This window comes from Bradyrhizobium sp. CCBAU 53338 (assembly GCF_015291665.1).
In the GTDB taxonomy this organism is placed as follows: domain Bacteria; phylum Pseudomonadota; class Alphaproteobacteria; order Rhizobiales; family Xanthobacteraceae; genus Bradyrhizobium.
This window is the reverse complement of sequence record NZ_CP030049.1, coordinates 107832-123706: the sequence shown is the minus strand read 5'-3', so window position 1 is coordinate 123706 and position 15875 is coordinate 107832. Positions and strand designations below refer to the sequence as shown.

Annotated in this window: 15 protein-coding genes; 8 read left to right on the top strand and 7 right to left on the bottom strand. The window is 57.9% G+C overall.

The features are described from left to right. The first annotated feature begins 105 nt into the window (after positions 1–105). Positions 106–981 (top strand): efflux RND transporter periplasmic adaptor subunit, encoded by an 876-nt coding sequence (locus XH90_RS34875; RefSeq protein WP_232995547.1) that lies wholly within the window; start codon positions 106–108, stop codon positions 979–981. Further along, entirely contained in the window at positions 978–4076 is a 3099-nt protein-coding gene (locus tag XH90_RS34870) for an efflux RND transporter permease subunit (RefSeq protein ID WP_128930011.1), read from the top strand. Before XH90_RS34875 ends, XH90_RS34870 begins: the two co-directional genes overlap by 4 nt. A gap of 868 nt (positions 4077–4944) precedes the next feature. On the opposite strand, the gene XH90_RS34865 is transcribed toward XH90_RS34870, so the two are convergent. Continuing rightward, complete coding sequence (locus XH90_RS34865) at positions 4945–5187, bottom strand: hypothetical protein (RefSeq protein WP_128930012.1); 243 nt, start codon at positions 5185–5187, stop codon at positions 4945–4947. 58 nt (positions 5188–5245) lie between these two features. Between XH90_RS34865 and XH90_RS34860 the strand changes: the two genes are divergently transcribed. The 5 genes from XH90_RS34860 (at position 5246) to XH90_RS34840 (ending at position 10397) form a co-directional block, all read left to right on the top strand. Beyond that, positions 5246–5623 (top strand): hypothetical protein, encoded by a 378-nt coding sequence (locus tag XH90_RS34860; RefSeq protein ID WP_128930013.1) that lies wholly within the window; start codon positions 5246–5248, stop codon positions 5621–5623. Between the two features lie 23 nt (positions 5624–5646). Then, positions 5647–6369 carry a hypothetical protein gene (locus XH90_RS34855; protein WP_128930014.1) on the top strand — a complete coding sequence of 241 codons (723 nt, stop codon included), beginning with the start codon at positions 5647–5649 and terminating at the stop codon, positions 6367–6369. 1484 nt (positions 6370–7853) lie between these two features. Beyond that, positions 7854–8222 carry a hypothetical protein gene (locus tag XH90_RS34850; RefSeq protein WP_128930015.1) on the top strand — a complete coding sequence of 123 codons (369 nt, stop codon included), beginning with the start codon at positions 7854–7856 and terminating at the stop codon, positions 8220–8222. Between the two features lie 218 nt (positions 8223–8440). Beyond that, positions 8441–8875: a hypothetical protein gene (locus tag XH90_RS34845; RefSeq protein ID WP_128955137.1), complete on the top strand. Its 435-nt coding sequence runs from the start codon at positions 8441–8443 to the stop codon at positions 8873–8875. Positions 8876–8924: 49 nt separating this feature from the next. Beyond that, entirely contained in the window at positions 8925–10397 is a 1473-nt protein-coding gene (locus XH90_RS34840) for a benzaldehyde dehydrogenase (RefSeq protein WP_232995548.1), read from the top strand. Between the two features lie 139 nt (positions 10398–10536). Here the strand turns inward: XH90_RS34840 and XH90_RS34835 are convergent, their stop codons facing one another. The 6 genes from XH90_RS34835 to XH90_RS34810 form a co-directional block, all read right to left on the bottom strand. Beyond that, positions 10537–10713 (bottom strand): hypothetical protein, encoded by a 177-nt coding sequence (locus XH90_RS34835; RefSeq protein WP_188637392.1) that lies wholly within the window; start codon positions 10711–10713, stop codon positions 10537–10539. 90 nt (positions 10714–10803) lie between these two features. Beyond that, positions 10804–11598 (bottom strand): GGDEF domain-containing protein, encoded by a 795-nt coding sequence (locus tag XH90_RS34830; RefSeq protein ID WP_128930017.1) that lies wholly within the window; start codon positions 11596–11598, stop codon positions 10804–10806. Between the two features lie 313 nt (positions 11599–11911). After that, positions 11912–12577 (bottom strand): RraA family protein, encoded by a 666-nt coding sequence (locus XH90_RS34825; protein WP_128930018.1) that lies wholly within the window; start codon positions 12575–12577, stop codon positions 11912–11914. Positions 12578–12593: 16 nt separating this feature from the next. After that, on the bottom strand, positions 12594–13214 hold the full coding sequence (locus XH90_RS34820) for an RraA family protein (protein WP_210326182.1): 621 nt from the start codon (positions 13212–13214) through the stop codon (positions 12594–12596). Positions 13215–13249: 35 nt separating this feature from the next. Next, the gene (locus XH90_RS34815; RefSeq protein WP_128930019.1) at positions 13250–13639 is read right to left on the bottom strand and encodes a RidA family protein; all 390 of its coding nucleotides are present in this window, start codon (positions 13637–13639) and stop codon (positions 13250–13252) included. Between the two features lie 20 nt (positions 13640–13659). After that, positions 13660–14658: an amidohydrolase family protein gene (locus XH90_RS34810; protein ID WP_128930020.1), complete on the bottom strand. Its 999-nt coding sequence runs from the start codon at positions 14656–14658 to the stop codon at positions 13660–13662. A 217-nt stretch (positions 14659–14875) separates the two neighbouring features. Here XH90_RS34810 and XH90_RS34805 point away from each other — a divergent pair, with 217 nt between their 5' ends. Continuing rightward, positions 14876–15826: an extradiol ring-cleavage dioxygenase gene (locus XH90_RS34805; protein WP_164933589.1), complete on the top strand. Its 951-nt coding sequence runs from the start codon at positions 14876–14878 to the stop codon at positions 15824–15826. Positions 15827–15875: the final 49 nt, after the last annotated feature.

Genomic DNA, 15875 nt, shown 5'->3' with positions numbered 1-15875 from the left:
ATTCGTCCCGTGCTCACCATGGTTGTGCAACCGGCCTCGTAGAGGATCGACACCTTCACCGGAACGGTGCAGCCTCGGTACCAGGCCGAGCTTGGCTTTCAAACAATGGGGCGAATGAGCTCGCGCGACGTCAATGTGGGAGATCTCGTTGCCAAGGGGCAAAGACTCGGGTCCCTTGATTCGACCGTCGCGCAGCTCGCGATCGTCTCAAGCCAGGCCGATCTGGCCAACGCTCGAGCGGTCCTTGCCAATGCCGAGGCCACTCTGGAACGAAAGCACAAACTGTTCAGCACGGGCAGCGGGACACAGGCGGACCTCGATGCGGCAACAGCAGCCCAGCAGAGCGCCCAATCACGCGCCACGCAAGCTGAGGCGAGTCTGCAGAAGGCGACCGAACAACTCGGCTACACGACCCTAAACAGCAGCTATGACGGTGTCGTCGTCTCCTGGTCCACGGAAATCGGCCAGGTCGTCTCGGTAGGCCAGACGGTTGTCACCATCGCTCGCCCAACTTTTCGCGACGGTGTGTTCGACATACCGGACGACCGAATTGGCCAATTCATCGAAGGTTCATCCTCTCGGGCATCGCTCCTCGTCCAGGATAGCATCGCAGCCAAGGCGGTCGTCCGTGAGATCGCGCCGCAGTCGGACTCCTCGACCAGAACTCGGCGCATTCGGTTCACCATCGAAGATCCACCTGAAGCGTTTCGGCTGGGAACCACGATCCGCCTCGCGGCTGCACAGGAGGGCCAAATGGAGATTCCGGTTAGTGCTCTTTTGAAAATCGAAGGTCAGGACGCCGTCTGGATCGTGGGAGCAAACAAGAGGGCTCTAGCACGTCCTGTGATGCTCGGCGCCCACAGGGGAGACCGCGTGGCAGTTACATCCGGCTTGTCGATTGGCGATCGCGTCATCACTGCCGGCGTGCATTCCCTCTCCGAAGGACAACTCGTCAAACTTTTGCAAGAGAATCAGTCGTGACCTCCTTCAATCTATCTGAATGGGCCCTAAAGCATCGCTCGTTCGTTTGGTTCCTGATGATAGCGTCCGCGATAGCGGGCCTGCTCGCCTACCGCAGCCTCGGTCGCGAGGAAGATCCTCCGTTCACCATCAAGACTATGGTGATCCAGCAACAATGGCCCGGCGCGACGGTTGACGACATGCTCAATCAAGTGACCGACCGGATTGAAAAGGAGGTGAAACAGATCGGCGCGGTCGACTACGTCAAGAGCTACACGACGCCCGGTCAGACCACGATTTTGGTCAATCTGAAGGACACCACCAAGCCAAAGGACGTGCCGTGGCTATTCTATGAGGTCCGCAAACATGTTCAGGACATCCAGTACACCCTGCCTTCAGGCGTAGGCGCAGCCTCCTTCAACGACGAATTTGGCGATGTCTTCGGCAACATCTACGCGTTTACGTCCGACGGACTCAGCCCACGGCAATTGCGCGACTATGTCGAGCGGGTGCGCTCGGAACTTCTCACCGTGCCAAGCATCGGCAAGATCACGGTGATCGGAGCACAAGATGAGGTCATCTATCTCGACATCTCCACGCGCAAGCTGGCGGCACTCGGTCTTAATATGCAGTCGCTCATCAAGACACTGCAAAATCAAAACACAGTGCAGCCGTCAGGCGTCGTACAAGCGGGCCCAGAACAAGTTTCGCTGCGCGTAAGCGGTCAATTCGCTTCGGAAGAGGCCCTTCGAAGCACCAACCTGCGCATCGACAACCGCTTCCTTCCGCTTAGCGACGTCGCGACCATCACCCGTGGATATCGCGATCCACCCGATCCGCTATTTCGTGTCGATGGAAAGCCTGCGATCGGGCTCGGCATCGCGATGATGGCCTCTAGCAATGTGCTTCAATTTGGTGAGGCGCTGAGAGCAAAGATGCGCGACATCTTGGCCACGCTTCCGGTAGGCGTCGAACTCCACCTGGTTTCCGATCAGCCGAAGATAGTTGAGCAGGCAGTCGGCGGCTTCACCGAAGCGCTCGTTGAGGCCATAGCCATCGTGTTGGTGGTAAGCCTGATCAGTCTTGGAGTGAGGGCAGGGCTGGTGGTCTCGTTCTCAATTCCGCTCGTGCTGGCGGTCGTGTTCGTCATCATGCAGTATTTTGGAGTAACGCTGCAGCGCATTTCCCTAGGTGCGCTGATCATCGCGCTTGGACTGCTCGTCGATGATGCAATGATAACAGTCGAGATGATGGTGCACCGCCTTGAGCGCGGGGACAATCTCTATAACGCAGTGACCTTTGCTTACACCTCGACCGCATTTCCGATGCTAACCGGAACCCTGGTAACTGTCGCAGGCTTTATCCCGATTGGGTTCAACGGCTCATCGGCTGGCGAATACACCTACACTCTGTTCCTCGTAATCGCAGCATCGCTACTAACCAGCTGGGTGGTAGCCGTTCTGTTCGCTCCACTGATCGGCGTCATGGTCCTTCCAAAAACCATGAAACATCACGACCATATCGGTGTCGGCCGGCTATCCCGCTACTTTGTCGTTCTACTGGAGGCCGCGATGCGCTTCCGCTGGGTCACAATCGGCGGAAGCCTCGGTCTGCTCGCGGTGGCAATCGTCGGTATGGGATTTGTGCAGCAGCAGTTCTTCCCGTCGTCAGACCGGTCCGAGCTGCTCGTCGACTTGACGCTTCCGCAGGGCAGCACGATCCTTGAGACCAAGAAGCAGATCGACCAGTTCGAAAAAGGGCTGGCCTCCGATCCTGACGTCGAAAGCTGGAGCTCTTATGTTGGGCAAGGTGCGATCCGCTTCTATCTGCCACTCGACCAGCAGATGGCCTTTAACTATTTCGGCCAGGTGGTCGTCGTAGCCAAGTCACTTGAAGCTCGCAATCGGATCGAAAGCAGATTGCGAAAGACCGCGGCCGATCAATTCATCGGGATCGACGTCTTCATCCACCCGCTCGACCTTGGACCTCCGGTTGGACGTCCGCTGCAATACCGCCTCAGCGGGCCGGACATCCAGCAATTGCGCGCCAAGGCACTGGAGATCGCCAAAATCATGAGCGACAACCCGCATCTTGACCCTCCGACATTTGATTGGAACGAGCCAGGCAAGGTCGTTCAAGTCGAAATAGCGCAAGACAAGGCGAGGCAGCTCGGGCTCGACTCCGTCGATGTTGCCTCGATACTGAACGGCCTTGTCGGCGGGACGTCCATTACACAGATGCGCGATAGCATTTATCAGGTCAACATCGTTGGGCGCGCCGCAAACGACGAACGCAGCCGAATCGAAACGCTGCAGTCGTTGCAGATCCCGACTGGCAATGGACAGGTGGTCCCGTTGCTCTCGTTCGCAACACTTCGCTATGACCTGGAGCAGCCCATTATTTGGCGACGCGACCGTGTCCCAACAATCACGATTCGAGGCACCATCCACGATGGCACGCAACCGGCAACTGTCGTCCAACAGCTTGCGCCGGCTATCGAGACCTTCGCCGCGAACCTGCCGGCGTCGATGAAGATCGCAACCGGAGGCGCCGTCGAGGAGAGCTCAAAGGGTCAGGGTCCAATCGTTGCGGTCGTGCCTGTGATGCTGCTTGCGATGGCGTTCTTCATTATGGTCCAGCTGCAAAGCTTTGCGAAGCTGTTCCTTGTCGTAAGCGTGGCTCCCCTCGGCTTGATCGGCGTTGTGTTCGCTCTCCTCGTATCCGGAAAACCGATGGGTTTTGTCGCGATTCTCGGTACGTTAGCCCTTATCGGGATCATCATTCGCAATTCGATTATCTTGATGGCGCAGATCGACGAAATGCTTGACGAGGGTCACGATCAATGGTCGGCAGTCGTGCTGGCAACACAGCATCGCATGCGGCCAATCCTGCTGACGGCCGCCGCAGCAAGCCTCGGCATGCTTCCGATCGCGCCGCAGGTCTTCTGGGGTCCTATGGCGCTATCGATGATCGGTGGCATCATGGCTGCGACCTTCCTGACTCTCTTTTTCTTGCCGGCGCTTTACATCGCCTGGTTCCGTGTAGAAGCCCCACTAAAGGACTCTTCTTCGCGCCAGGAGGAGCCCAGCAGGCTCGCCAGGGCCAGCTCACCATAGGGAAGCCCGAGCGCGATGCCACAAGGCCTTTGGCGTCCTGCTTGGTAACCGCCACGCTCCGCGCCGGTTTGTACCGGGAGTTCGTGATGCCTTTCCCTGCACCGGATCCGACCGTAGAGCTCTTCGGGCTTGGCGATCCGGTGCACGACGATCGGCGATTGCCGGCAGCGTCGCACGACGTTCACCGCGCTTTCACAATCCACGAGCGTCGTGAAATGATGTCACCGCCGTAGCTGTCGAGCTACCGAGTGATGGTCCTTAGGAGAATCAAACAATCGATCGCGAGACCGAGCACCAGAACGACGTTAAAAAAGCTCGCCACATCATCGTCCTGAATGTCTCTCCCGTAGCGTCCACGGCTATCGAAAGCGCAGCGCCACTGAATTGATCAGGAGCGTGGCACATTGGTCTCGTCTCAGAATGCCGGTGACGCGTCGAACTCGGCCCAGCTACAGTCGACGTGGCTCGGACGTGCGTTTCCGACCGTGCTTATGAAAGCGCACGGCGCAACATGGGTATGGTCGAGAACAAGACCACTGCTAGCAATGTCGTAGACCTTCTTATCAGGTCTGCTCTCCTGCCAGACGTTGTCGAATGCGACGACATCAGCCGTCCCAATCGGCGTATTCTCGTGGGCACAACAAAAGCCCCAAGCTTCAAATCTGGCGCTCTTTGCGGTTCTGCATAGTTGCCGGCCACGCGCATCCATACGTCAGATTTGACATATATGTTCATGCCTGCTAGCCAGTAAGTAATAAATGACATATGGAGGAAGGCCGTGAATTGCCGCTCGGGGGTGGACGCACCTGACCTGTTCGGAATGACGTCCGAACTCTGCACCAAACGCTCTGACCGGTGCTGGGTATCCTCAATTGCTGATCAACGGTGAAGCCATTTTCGCAAGCAGCTGCGCTTTGTGCAGATGCCATTGGTAATTGGCCGCGATGGCTAGTTGAAGCAACGGGCAATCGTCCCGTCTAGAGCTCTCATCCATGATGCTCTCGATGGATAGCAAAGCACTCTGTGAGGCGCGCGCCGGCAGCTCAAGAGTTTCGATGGCAGTGGGGAGCGAGCGTCGCGGCTCTCCATAGCTGTCGGATGCCTTCATCATGCCTGCATCGGTGCGGAGCTGCAATTCACGAGGGCCGACTATCATACGGGAGGAAAAAATGGCGCAGATTAACTCGTTGGGGTCAAAGATTTCATTAGTGACAGGGCACATGGCTGGGATGATAGACCAGCCCGCACTTCCGATTTGGGTCGGTGTTCTGATCTCGGAATATGCGTTTTCACCGGCGCGAGCGGGGGCGCTTCCGACCCTCTTTCTAGGAGCCATGGTCTTTGCAAGCGTTACACTATCGCCATTCTTCCATCGCGCTCCGGGGCGCTGGATGCCGACGCTGGGCTTCGGCATCAGTGCCGGGACCTTCTATGTGATGGCCGGCTTCACCGAATTTAGCATTCTGGCAGTTGGCCACTTCGTCGCTGGATTGGCGACAGGAGTCGCACGGATAACCCACATCGTGTCTTTGCAATGGGGGGGTTAACGCTTGGAGTCTTCGCGGTAATATTGCTCGGCGCATCGGCGACTCTCATCACGAAATTCGGTCCACCAGCCATCTTTGAGGTCTTTGCCGCAGTTACGGCCGTGGCAGCCGCAATAGCGACTTTCTTCTTTCCCTCTGCTTCCATCAGCGAAGACCTCGTCAGGGATGCCGCTGGATTCACACGCCCTGTGTGGTTCATTATCACTGGAATCGTCCTGATGTCGCTCGTCCAGGCAATGATATTCAGTTTCCTACAACCGATGGGCACCGATCGCGGACTGTCGCCTGTCCAGATCCAAAGCGTTCTGGTCACGTTAGGTCTGGTGGCTATGACACCGACCCTGCTCGCCGCGTTTCTCCAAAAGCGGCTTCCGCCGATGCGGGTCGCGATGACTGGAACCCTGCTGCAGGGAGCGGTAGCTGTCCTAATCTCTTGCTCTAGCGGTTTCTTGCCGTATGCGGTCGGAGCGGTCGTTTTCCCGTTCATAATGTTGTTCACGCATACTTTTGTCTTCGGGCATCTCGCGCGCCTTGATCTCACCGGGCGCGCGGTTGCTGCGACCCCAGCCATGTTGGTCGGCAACATGATTGGACCGCTCCTGGGCGGGACATTGGTCCAGACGACTGGCTATCTTGGTCTCGGGTCGGCGGCAGCGGCCGTCGATCTCATTGCTCTCTGCTGCTTCATTGCTGCATCACAGAGAGCCACATCCGCTATCCAGCCGTTGCCGCAGCTAAACCAGTAGGCAGATCTCTTGGCTTGCCGGAGCCTGACGAGAGCCAACGCTACGCGCGGATTCGAAATGCTGAAAGACGTTGAGATGCCGATCTAGTTTCTGCGAGCAGCCAAGTTCTCATTCGCTTTTATCCAATTCGACGCAACCCCTTTGGCAAATTCCCCAGGTGCCTGGCACCGGTGCGAGCGAGAGATGTCGAAAGAGGTATAGGGGCCGGGCTCAAAGAGGCCTCTCCGCCAATACGTTCTCGCGGGGACGCTCTCTCGCCGCTGTTACGCCGAATAGGGTGATTGCGTCAGGCACAATCACGACCCTTTCCGCGACATGCACATAAGGCGCAGTCGCCATGATCGCTTTTGCCGAGAGGGCGGCATTCAGCTGATAATGATCCGCCGGCTCCGGAGACGGCATGGTTCGAATTGGAGCAGGGTTGCGAGCTTTGCTATCGACAACAACATCTCGGATGTCAGTCTCGGTTCTTCGAGTTGACCAAAGGTGTGAGCATTAATCTGATGTTTGACCATTTCGTTGTTCGGTTTTCGCGACGACACTCGCTGGTCGCATCGTTAAGTCAGATATTAACGTTCAACACAAGTCCGGACGTTCTTTCCTCGGAGCTGCGCAAGAACATCGACGGAGGCACCTCCGTCTAAGCTCGCATGAAGTGCGAAGTCTACGATCCTTTCGCCGAATAAAGTGACCGCATCGCCAGGGAAGTCTCATCGCCTAGGCGGCCATCGCGCCATCCGTGATCACGTCGATGCCGACTAAGGTTCGATAGGGCAATCGTGGTAACTTCTTCCTACCTTCTTGTTTGCCGCTACTGCTCGGCGGTTGCCACGGCGAATTCTTCGCGTTCATACCTTTCAATCAGGCAATCGGCGAGCGCGGTACACACCTCGCCGCCCCGCATTCGGGAATTCCGCTTTGCTGAGCAGAAACAGAAAAACATAAGGTTGGTCCACCGGCAGGTAATATGTAAGGATTGCCATATGCGATAACCTGATGTATTCTTACTATAAGTCAAAACTGACATATAGGAGGATCCGTCCGATGGGCTTAGTCCGCCTGTTCGAGCAGTCGAAGGCTCCGTCAGGCTCAAGTCGGAGCGTCCGGATTGTGTGTGCTGGTCTTAAGGATCAGCCAACATTTGGTTCGCTTGACCGAGTAGCTCATTTCGAGCGACGTCCCGATTGGTCGCCTGTTTCCGCGCGCTTTCGATTTTTCTCACTCAAGTCGATGCACAGCCGCCGGCAAGCTCCTCCCGCAGCTTGCGCAGGGCCCCGGCACGAGTTGTCGCGGCACCGCATTTTGCAAGAGCGCCGCCTAGGTGCTCAATCGCCTTTGCAAAATCAGTTTGAAGTTCGTGTCTGCGCTACTGGTTGCGCGCATTGGGGAAACGCCGGTCGACTCCCTGCGTATGCGATGCGGCTCTTTGTACAAGCCGAGCTCCGCGCCAAGCCGCGAAGTCATGGAATGGCGGAGTAACGATCATGAAGAAGGGCTACAAGTGGATCAACAGGAGGATCGAGCAACTCGATCCGCACGTCGATTATGCTGAAATTTGGCGGCTATCCAGCTGTTACGGCCTGACGGATTTCATACAGAATTTTTCGTATTGTTTCACATTTCCCAACTTCGTAGTGACTGAGTGGGGCGCTCGGGCCGTTTGGCGCGAGGATGGCGGAAAGCTTCTTTATAGAGCCACTCATCGCGCCGAACAGACCGGAATCAACAACACAACCTGGTGGTATTACGGTCCTCAGGACGATCGCACCATCAAATCCGTCGAAAACATCAACAAGCTCCACGCCCATTATGCCAAACAGTACCCGGGCGATTTTTCTGATCACGAAGATTAGATCTACACGCTTGCCTTCACGGCGATCGCCATGGATCTGGCATTCAAGGCGATGGGATTGAAGGGCTTCAACGAGAAGCAAAAATAGCAGCTCACAAGTTTTGGGGTGAGATGGCAAAGCTATTCGTCGCCGAAGGTGGCGTACCTTTACACGGGTATCCTAAGGACTGGGACGGTCTCGTTGCATTTTGCCGGGATTTCGAAAGCAGGGAGCGATCAGTGACCGAGAGAGGGAATCTGATCGTCAACGCGCTCTTCGATCAGTTCAGCTATCGCTATTTTCCGCCAGGCTTGCGGTGGTTGGGTCACCAGATGTTGCGATCAATGGCGCTGCCTTCGACGCTGAAGGCGCATGGCATTCCGCCGGCGCATCCCTTGGCTCAAGTACTCATACCGCGATCGTTGGGCTGCGTGGCCTGGATTGCAAAGACGCTCCTTCCTGATCCGCGGATCAGCTACATGGAACAAAGGAGCAGTATGCCGGCGGAAAACAGGAAGAAGCTGCGTAATCGGATCAATGTCCTTGATGAACAGTTTCCATCCTACTTTATCGGACGTCATGCCGAGGATCAGGCATGGGCTGGCTGTCCCTATCATGCTGCGCTGAAGTGCACCTGGACAATCCGCCCCCGCCGTTCAGGTGAGGGCTCTTGAGAAGCAGTCGAGCGTGCTCGACGCCAATTGACCCGGGACATTTTGGAGAATGAAAGAAATGGTTAGCGACAACATCGTGGCAGGCTCGGTGCTGACTGGGCAATTCTTCACGGGCGAATGGTCATCTAGCAAATCCGCCTTTGAGGCAGTCGAACCTGCGACCGGTGCGGTGATTGGTAAGGTTGGTCTTGCAAGCGCGGTCGACATTGGGAGCGCTTCTGCGAATGCACGGCAGGCGCAGGTCTCGTGGGCCGCGACGGCGCCAGATGCACGCGAAAACATACTTCTAAAGGCGTGCGAAGTCGGCGAGCGTTATAGGGATGACATCGTCACCTGGATCATGCGAGAGAGCGGCGCGGTCCGCTTGAAGGCTGAGATCGAGCTCGCAGGTACGCTCAAAGCAATCCGGCTTGCGGCTGCGATGCCCTCGCAAGCTCAAGGGAACGTGCTTCCAAGCCCGGGAGGGCGCATCAGCTTCGTGCGGCGACGCCCACTCGGGGTGATCGGCGTGATATCACCCTTCAATTTCCCGCTCTACCTTGCCGAGCGCGCCATTGCGCCGGCCCTGGCCGTCGGAAACGCGGTGGTAGTCAAGCCGGATCTGCGGACTGCTATTTGTGGTGGCTTCGTTATTGCGCGCCTCTTCGAATTGGCGGGTGTGCCGAAAGGCGTTCTTCAGGTGCTGCCCGGTCGAGAGGATGCTGGTGAGGCTCTGTGCAAGGACCCCAATGTGGCGATGATCCAATTTACCGGGTCGAGCAGGGCGGGGCGAATGGTCGGACAGGTGGCTGGACAGCATCTCAAGAAGGTGTCCCTCGAACTTGGCGGCAAGAACTCACTTATCATCCTAGACGACGCAGATCTGGATACCGCCGTTCGTGCCGCCGCCTTTTCGGCGTTCTTTCATCAAGGACAAGTTTGCATGAGCGCTGGACGCATTCTCGTGCAGAGAAACATCTTCGACGCTTTCAGCGATGCGCTCGTCAGATATGCGAAGACTTTGAAAGTTGGCAACCCTCTCGACCCTTCCGTTGCCCTCGGTCCGATGATCAATCAGCATCAGCTAAATCATGCACTAACCCTGATTGACCGCTCCGTCACCGAGGGAGCTCGGCTGCTAACGGGAGGCAAGGCGGAGGGCCTGTTTCTTCAGCCCTCCGTGCTGGCGGAGATCTCACCCACCAATCCGGCCTATCGTGACGAGCTCTTCGCTCCGGTCGCGGTGCTTGTCCCATTTGAGACGGATGTACAGGCCGGGCAAATGGCGAATGATACCGAATATGGGCTCTCTGCTGTGATCATCTCGCGCAACATCGGCAGGGCAATGGCAATTGGCGAGCAATTACGAACGGGTTTGCTACACATCAATGATCAGACGATCAACGACGATGTGGTCAATCCCTTCGGCGGCTCCGGCACATCGGGCAATGGCACATCGATCGGCGGTATCGCTAACTGGGAAGAGTTCACTCAATGGCAATGGGTGACGATCAAAGCTGAGCTGCAGCCCTATTCACTCTAAACTCGACACTCGATCACTGACTGAATGACCAATGCGCCCGTGGCGCTGATTGTTTCTCTAAGTTCCCGGCGGAGTGTTCACCAAGCTCCCTCCCACTTGGCCGTACTCTACTACCAAGAGTACGGCCTCTCTTTTCGGATCAAGGCAAGATCTGTTCGAAGGCTATCGAGTTGATCCGGACTCGTAAAGCTCGATCAACGTCTGTCTTCGACACACGCAAATCTTTTTTGGGTAGATTGGCCAAAGCCTTGGCCATCCCGATCTTAGCTTTGAGCAATAGCAGGAAGCGCTCGCTCGCGGCGGCTTGACCTGCCACTGAATTTTCATCCAGCAGCAGTTAGAGTCTCGGAGTTCGCGCCAAGTGAGGCTGCTGCGCGCGCGTGGAGAAAGAGTGCGGTTGCTACGATTAGGTGAAGCCCAAAGCGGAAACGCCAATGGTATCGCTATAGCGCACCGAAACCTGATCTCGCCCTGCACGCTTGGCGCGATACAAAGCTTCGTCTGCAAGGCCAAGTACTTTCGACAATCCCTCGCTTCCCTTGGAAACCGCCAGCCCAATGCTAACCGTGACCTTGGTCAAGGCACCATTTCGGGCAACTTCTCTCTGCCCGCAAGCCTGCCGCAACTGCTCAGCGAGTAAAACTGCATCGCTCGGAGATACGCCCAACAGCAGCGCCGCGAATTCTTCGCCTCCATGCCTGCCAATCACGAGGCTATGCTCCTTCGCGAACGACTTGAGCACGTCCCCGATTTCAACCAGCACCGCATCACCGAAATCATGACCGTATTGATCATTTATGCCCTTGAACCGATCGATATCCATCATCAAGCCTATAGCGGGAAGGTGACGATCGTATGCCTCTGCGAGAGCCTTGGCTGCAACCTCGTTAAATCCTCTTCGATTCAAGAGACCGGTGAGTTGGTCAACTCTCGAAAGTCTTAGGAGCTCGGCCTGGGTCGCGATCAACTTTTGCTGCAGCAGGTTGCTGCGCAGGCTCATGGCGCCTCCAATTCCAATGGAGGCGAGCGTACCAAGCAGAGCGACGCAACCTGTCGCATAAAGGCTGCTCACGTTGCCCTCCGGTCCGAACAGATAGGCGTATGCTAGCCAAACCAGCGGAACAGTTAAGACAAGCCCGATCGCAACGTCGCGAACCGTCCGACGGTACACATCTCCCAACGTCATTAAGGGATCATTCATCAATCGCGCTCCGTGACTTTTTGAAAGCCTAGGAGGGATCGACTGGTCGTCATCTTAAAATGCTTGGGGACTTAACAGCGTTACTAACAGGAGGTTAAATTCGGAGCCAGAAATAGGCATTGACGCTCTCCTGTCGAGTCGCCTGCCGGCACGCGCCCGGCGCAGGCCCGCTGCCACGACCGGTATGCGCAACATGCATGGGCTAATTTCCACTATTGGCAGGCCTCTAGACCGCCTGCAGCTTCCTTGAAGCCAGAAACTGCGTGAATCGCAAAGCCGAGCCATCGTCTGCCGAGCAGACGCGTCTCTAAATTCAAGCCTTGGCGCCGCTCTCGCGCGTTTGCAGCGCATGGTAGCGCAACTTCTTCCGTGTCTCGTCGAGGCGATCGCCGCGCAGCACGGCTTCGCGGATCTTCTCCTCTGCGGCTGCGATCTGTCCGGCGACTTCGATCACCTCTTGGACGCGGCTCGCCGGGATGCAGATCACGCCGTCGCCATCCCCGACCAGCCAATCGCCAGGCGCGATGCGGATACCGGCAATTTGCACGGTCACATTGTAGGCGTCGGCAGTGACGCGATCCTTGCCAGTCCGCATCGTGTTGGCCCGGGCATAGATCGGATAGTCGAGTTCGATGCTGCGGTCGATATCGCGGCAGACGCCGTCAATGACGGTGCCGCCGATGCCGCGGCGGTCGGCGACCAGGGTCAGAATGTCGCCCCAGACCGTGGCGTCCATGCGACCGTCATTGTCGATGACGACGATCTGGCCGGGCTGCACATCATCGATATAGTCGCCGACCGAACCGCCGCTCTGGCCGGTCGGTAGCATTCGGATCGTAAAGGCCGGGCCGGCAAGACGCATCGAGCGCGCAAACGGCATGATCCCGAGACACTGCCCCTCGATGCCCAGTCGATCCAGTGCATCTGACAGGGTCGTCACCCCGAATGTCTTGAGGTTTTCAGCCGCGTCCTGTGTCATTTGCTGCGCTACCCTTTCAGCATATCTTCGTAGTTCCCGGCCATGACGTTGCCGATCGCTTCGCCGCGATCGATGGCTGCCGCCATCGCCCGCTCGCGCCCAAAAATGTCCTCGGCTCCGTAGCGATGATCTCCTCGGCGCGGAGTTGGTCGACGAACACCACGCCGCTGCCATCGGCTAGGACATAGTCTCCCGGCTTGACGGCGACGTTGCCGAACGTGATCGGCTCCTGGAACGAATGCTCCGCGATCCGGCCGCGAGCGGTCACGGGTACGGCTGCGCGCGCAAAGACCGGAAGCCCGAGCGCGCGACTTTCATCAAGGTCTCGGCAGGCGCCGTCAATCAGAATAGCGGAAACGCCCTTCTTGACGGCGCCGAGGCTGAGCAGGCCGCCCCAGCCAGACACATCGGTCCGTCCGCGATGCTCGACGACGATGATGTCGCCACGTTCTGCCGCCATCACCGCTCCCGCGCCGAGGTGGCGTTTCGGGAGGTTCGGCAGAGGTGCGCCGAGCTTCGTCGTAACGGCTCGTCCGGCGACTCGCGTCGGGCCGGTGAGGGCCGAGACTCCGATGACAGCGCCCGGCAAGTTGAGCTTGTCGAGCGCGTCGGACACCGCGCAGGTGTCGAGTTCCATCAGTCTGGCGACAATGTCAGATGTCGTTGAGGTGGTCACTCGAGAACCGCCATGGCATCGCATTGGACCAGCATGTTGGCCGGCAGATGATCGTTCTGGAATGTATGCCGTGCAGGTCGCGAAGCTGCATCGGGGAACGCTTCCAGCCAATGCTTGTTGACGGCCGGTCGGGCTTCCGGAACCTTGACGTAAACCGTCATCTTGACGATGCGATCCATCGCACCTCCGGCTGCCGCCATGATGCGCTTGAGATTGTCGAACATCAGTTCAACCTGTTTCTCGACCTCGTCAGGAATCTTTCCTGCCGCGAGATCCAACCCATAGACACCGCCGGTCATGACGATATTGCCGACGCGAGACGCTGCGGGTATCGGCTGAGCGCCATGGCTGAAGCCTTCGATTTCGATGCTGCGGCGTGCAGTCATTGCTGCTCCTCCCCAACCGGTCAGACGTCAAGCCGCGCGAACAGACGGCGCGCGTTGCCTTCGAAAATGCCCTTCTTGTCAGCTTCGCTGATCTCGGTGATCGATTCGATTACCGGCCTGATGTCGTCATAGGGCTTGCCCGAATTTGGATCGATGCCGCCGCCGCTGCCCGGCCGCTCGGTGCCGAAGACGCACCGATCGGCGCCGACCACGTCGAACAGCAGCTCCAGCGATTTCTTGTAGTGCAGTACCGTATCGAACCAGAAGCGCTTGAGCGTCTCGTCGAAAGTCTCGGCCTTCGCCCCCGAGGCGGCGGCGAACATTTGGCGATTCGAGCGCCAGCGACCGACTTGATACGGCACGGAGCCGCCGCCATGGCTGATCAGCAGCTTCAAGCTGGGAAAGCGCTTGAACACGTCGGACCGGGAGATCGAGGTGATGGCAAGGCTCTCTTCCGTGATGAAGTGCTCGTCATACGTTTCGCGGCCGCAGCAGGCGCAGCTGTGGATGTGACCAGGGATATCGTGCTCGCAGAGGAATTCGTATAGGGGATACCAATAGGAATCGCCCATCGGCGGCGACTTGCCGGCCCCCTCCGAAGGATCGGGATTGATCAACACGCCCAGAAAGCCGAGATCGTTGATGCACCGCTTGATCTCGTCGAACATCTTTTCAACCGGCACGCCCGTCGCTTGAGGCAGGCCGCCCACGCCGCGGAAGCGCTTGGGGTGCAACTTGATCGTGCGTGCGATCATGTCGTTGTTGTCCTGCGCCCAGCTGACGATGTCGTCCCAGCGGTTCTCGCCATGCAGCATCATGAAAGGCCGGGGTGAGAGAACCTGGATGTCGGTGCCGACGCCGTCCATGATCTGCACGTTCTGGGCTGCTGATTTCTCAAGCTCTGCATCCGGGATCTTGGCGTGATAGATGCCGTATTGGCCGCGCGCGACCTGGAGATTTCCGCGATGGGCGTAGAAGCTCGGCGGCGCGACGAGATGCGCGTGGGCGTCGATGATCATGCGGACATTTCTCCCTGGATGGATAGCGCGGGTCTTGCGACCACTAAATCTTCCACATGGTATAATTAAAAAGCGACCGTCGCAAGCCCTGGGAATTGCGTCGAGGCGATTGCCATTCGCGATCGCTCGTAGCAATATAGTCCATCTGGTAAAATTAAAAGAGAGGAAATGTCCAATGGCGAAAATCGTTCTCGGCCTCGCCGCGTCGCACACCCCCATGCTCGCGCTGGAGGGAAAGCGTTGGAGCGAGCGCGCGGCTGACGATCTCAAGAACAAAGCTCTCAATCTCTCCGATGGCCGCTATGTGTCCTACGACGAGCTCGCCCGCGAAAACGGCGCTCCTTATGCGGCGCTGGCGACCGAGGCGAAGTTCCTGGAGATCGAGGCCGCATCGCAGAAGGCTCTGGATTACATGGCCGACCGCCTGGCGCAGGTTGCACCCGACGTCGTGCTGATCGTGGGGGACGATCAGGCCGAATTGTTCAGCCTATCCAACATGCCCGCAATCTCCATCTTCTATGGAGAGGAGATCCTGACGCATGAGCGCCATCTCACGCCGCAGACGCCGAATTGGATCGGCACGGTCATGAAGGGATATGCCATGGATGCAGTCCATACGTTTCCGGGCTGTCCAGAGCTCGCCCGCGAGCTGATCCATGGTCTGATCGAGAACGACGTGGACATCGGAGCAGCAGCGAAGGTGGATGACCCGCACAAGGCCGGATTCGGCCATGCCTACGGCTTCATCATCGAGCGGCTGTTCAAGGGAAAGTCCATTCCGGTTCTGCCGGTCCTGCTGAACACCTACTTTCCGCCCAATGCCCCGACGGCACGACGCGCCTATGGCGTCGGACAGGCGATCGCGAGCCTCATTTCACGGTCGAAGTTGGATGCCCGAGTGGCCGTGGTGGCCAGCGGCGGCCTGAGCCATTTTGTCGTGGACGAGAAGCTCGATCGCAAGGTGCTCGATGCGATCAAGCGCAAGGACGTGTCCGTCCTCAAGTCGCTGACCAGGGGAGAGTTGAACTCCGGCTCTTCGGAACTCCTGAATTGGGTGATGGTCGCGGGCATGTCCGAGCATCTCGACAACGACTGGACGGAATACTATCCAGGCTATAGGACCCCGGCCGGTACAGGCACGGGTATCGGCTTCGCCGTCTGGTCCTAAATTTCCCGGCACAGCGAGCGACTGCCGCCGGCGAGGCGACTTGCCGGCG

Coding starts and splice junctions, on each gene's coding strand:
- XH90_RS34875 (WP_232995547.1), top strand. CDS start 106: ATGGGGCGAATGAGCTCGCGCGACGTCAATGTGGGAGATCTCGTTGCC.
- XH90_RS34865 (WP_128930012.1), bottom strand. CDS start 5,187: ATGATGAAGGCATCCGACAGCTATGGAGAGCCGCGACGCTCGCTCCCC.
- XH90_RS34860 (WP_128930013.1), top strand. CDS start 5,246: ATGGCGCAGATTAACTCGTTGGGGTCAAAGATTTCATTAGTGACAGGG.
- XH90_RS34850 (WP_128930015.1), top strand. CDS start 7,854: ATGAAGAAGGGCTACAAGTGGATCAACAGGAGGATCGAGCAACTCGAT.
- XH90_RS34840 (WP_232995548.1), top strand. CDS start 8,925: ATGAAAGAAATGGTTAGCGACAACATCGTGGCAGGCTCGGTGCTGACT.
- XH90_RS34830 (WP_128930017.1), bottom strand. CDS start 11,598: ATGAATGATCCCTTAATGACGTTGGGAGATGTGTACCGTCGGACGGTT.
- XH90_RS34825 (WP_128930018.1), bottom strand. CDS start 12,577: ATGACACAGGACGCGGCTGAAAACCTCAAGACATTCGGGGTGACGACC.
- XH90_RS34820 (WP_210326182.1), bottom strand. CDS start 13,214: ATGGAACTCGACACCTGCGCGGTGTCCGACGCGCTCGACAAGCTCAAC.
- XH90_RS34815 (WP_128930019.1), bottom strand. CDS start 13,639: ATGACTGCACGCCGCAGCATCGAAATCGAAGGCTTCAGCCATGGCGCT.
- XH90_RS34810 (WP_128930020.1), bottom strand. CDS start 14,658: ATGATCATCGACGCCCACGCGCATCTCGTCGCGCCGCCGAGCTTCTAC.
- XH90_RS34805 (WP_164933589.1), top strand. CDS start 14,876: ATGCTCGCGCTGGAGGGAAAGCGTTGGAGCGAGCGCGCGGCTGACGAT.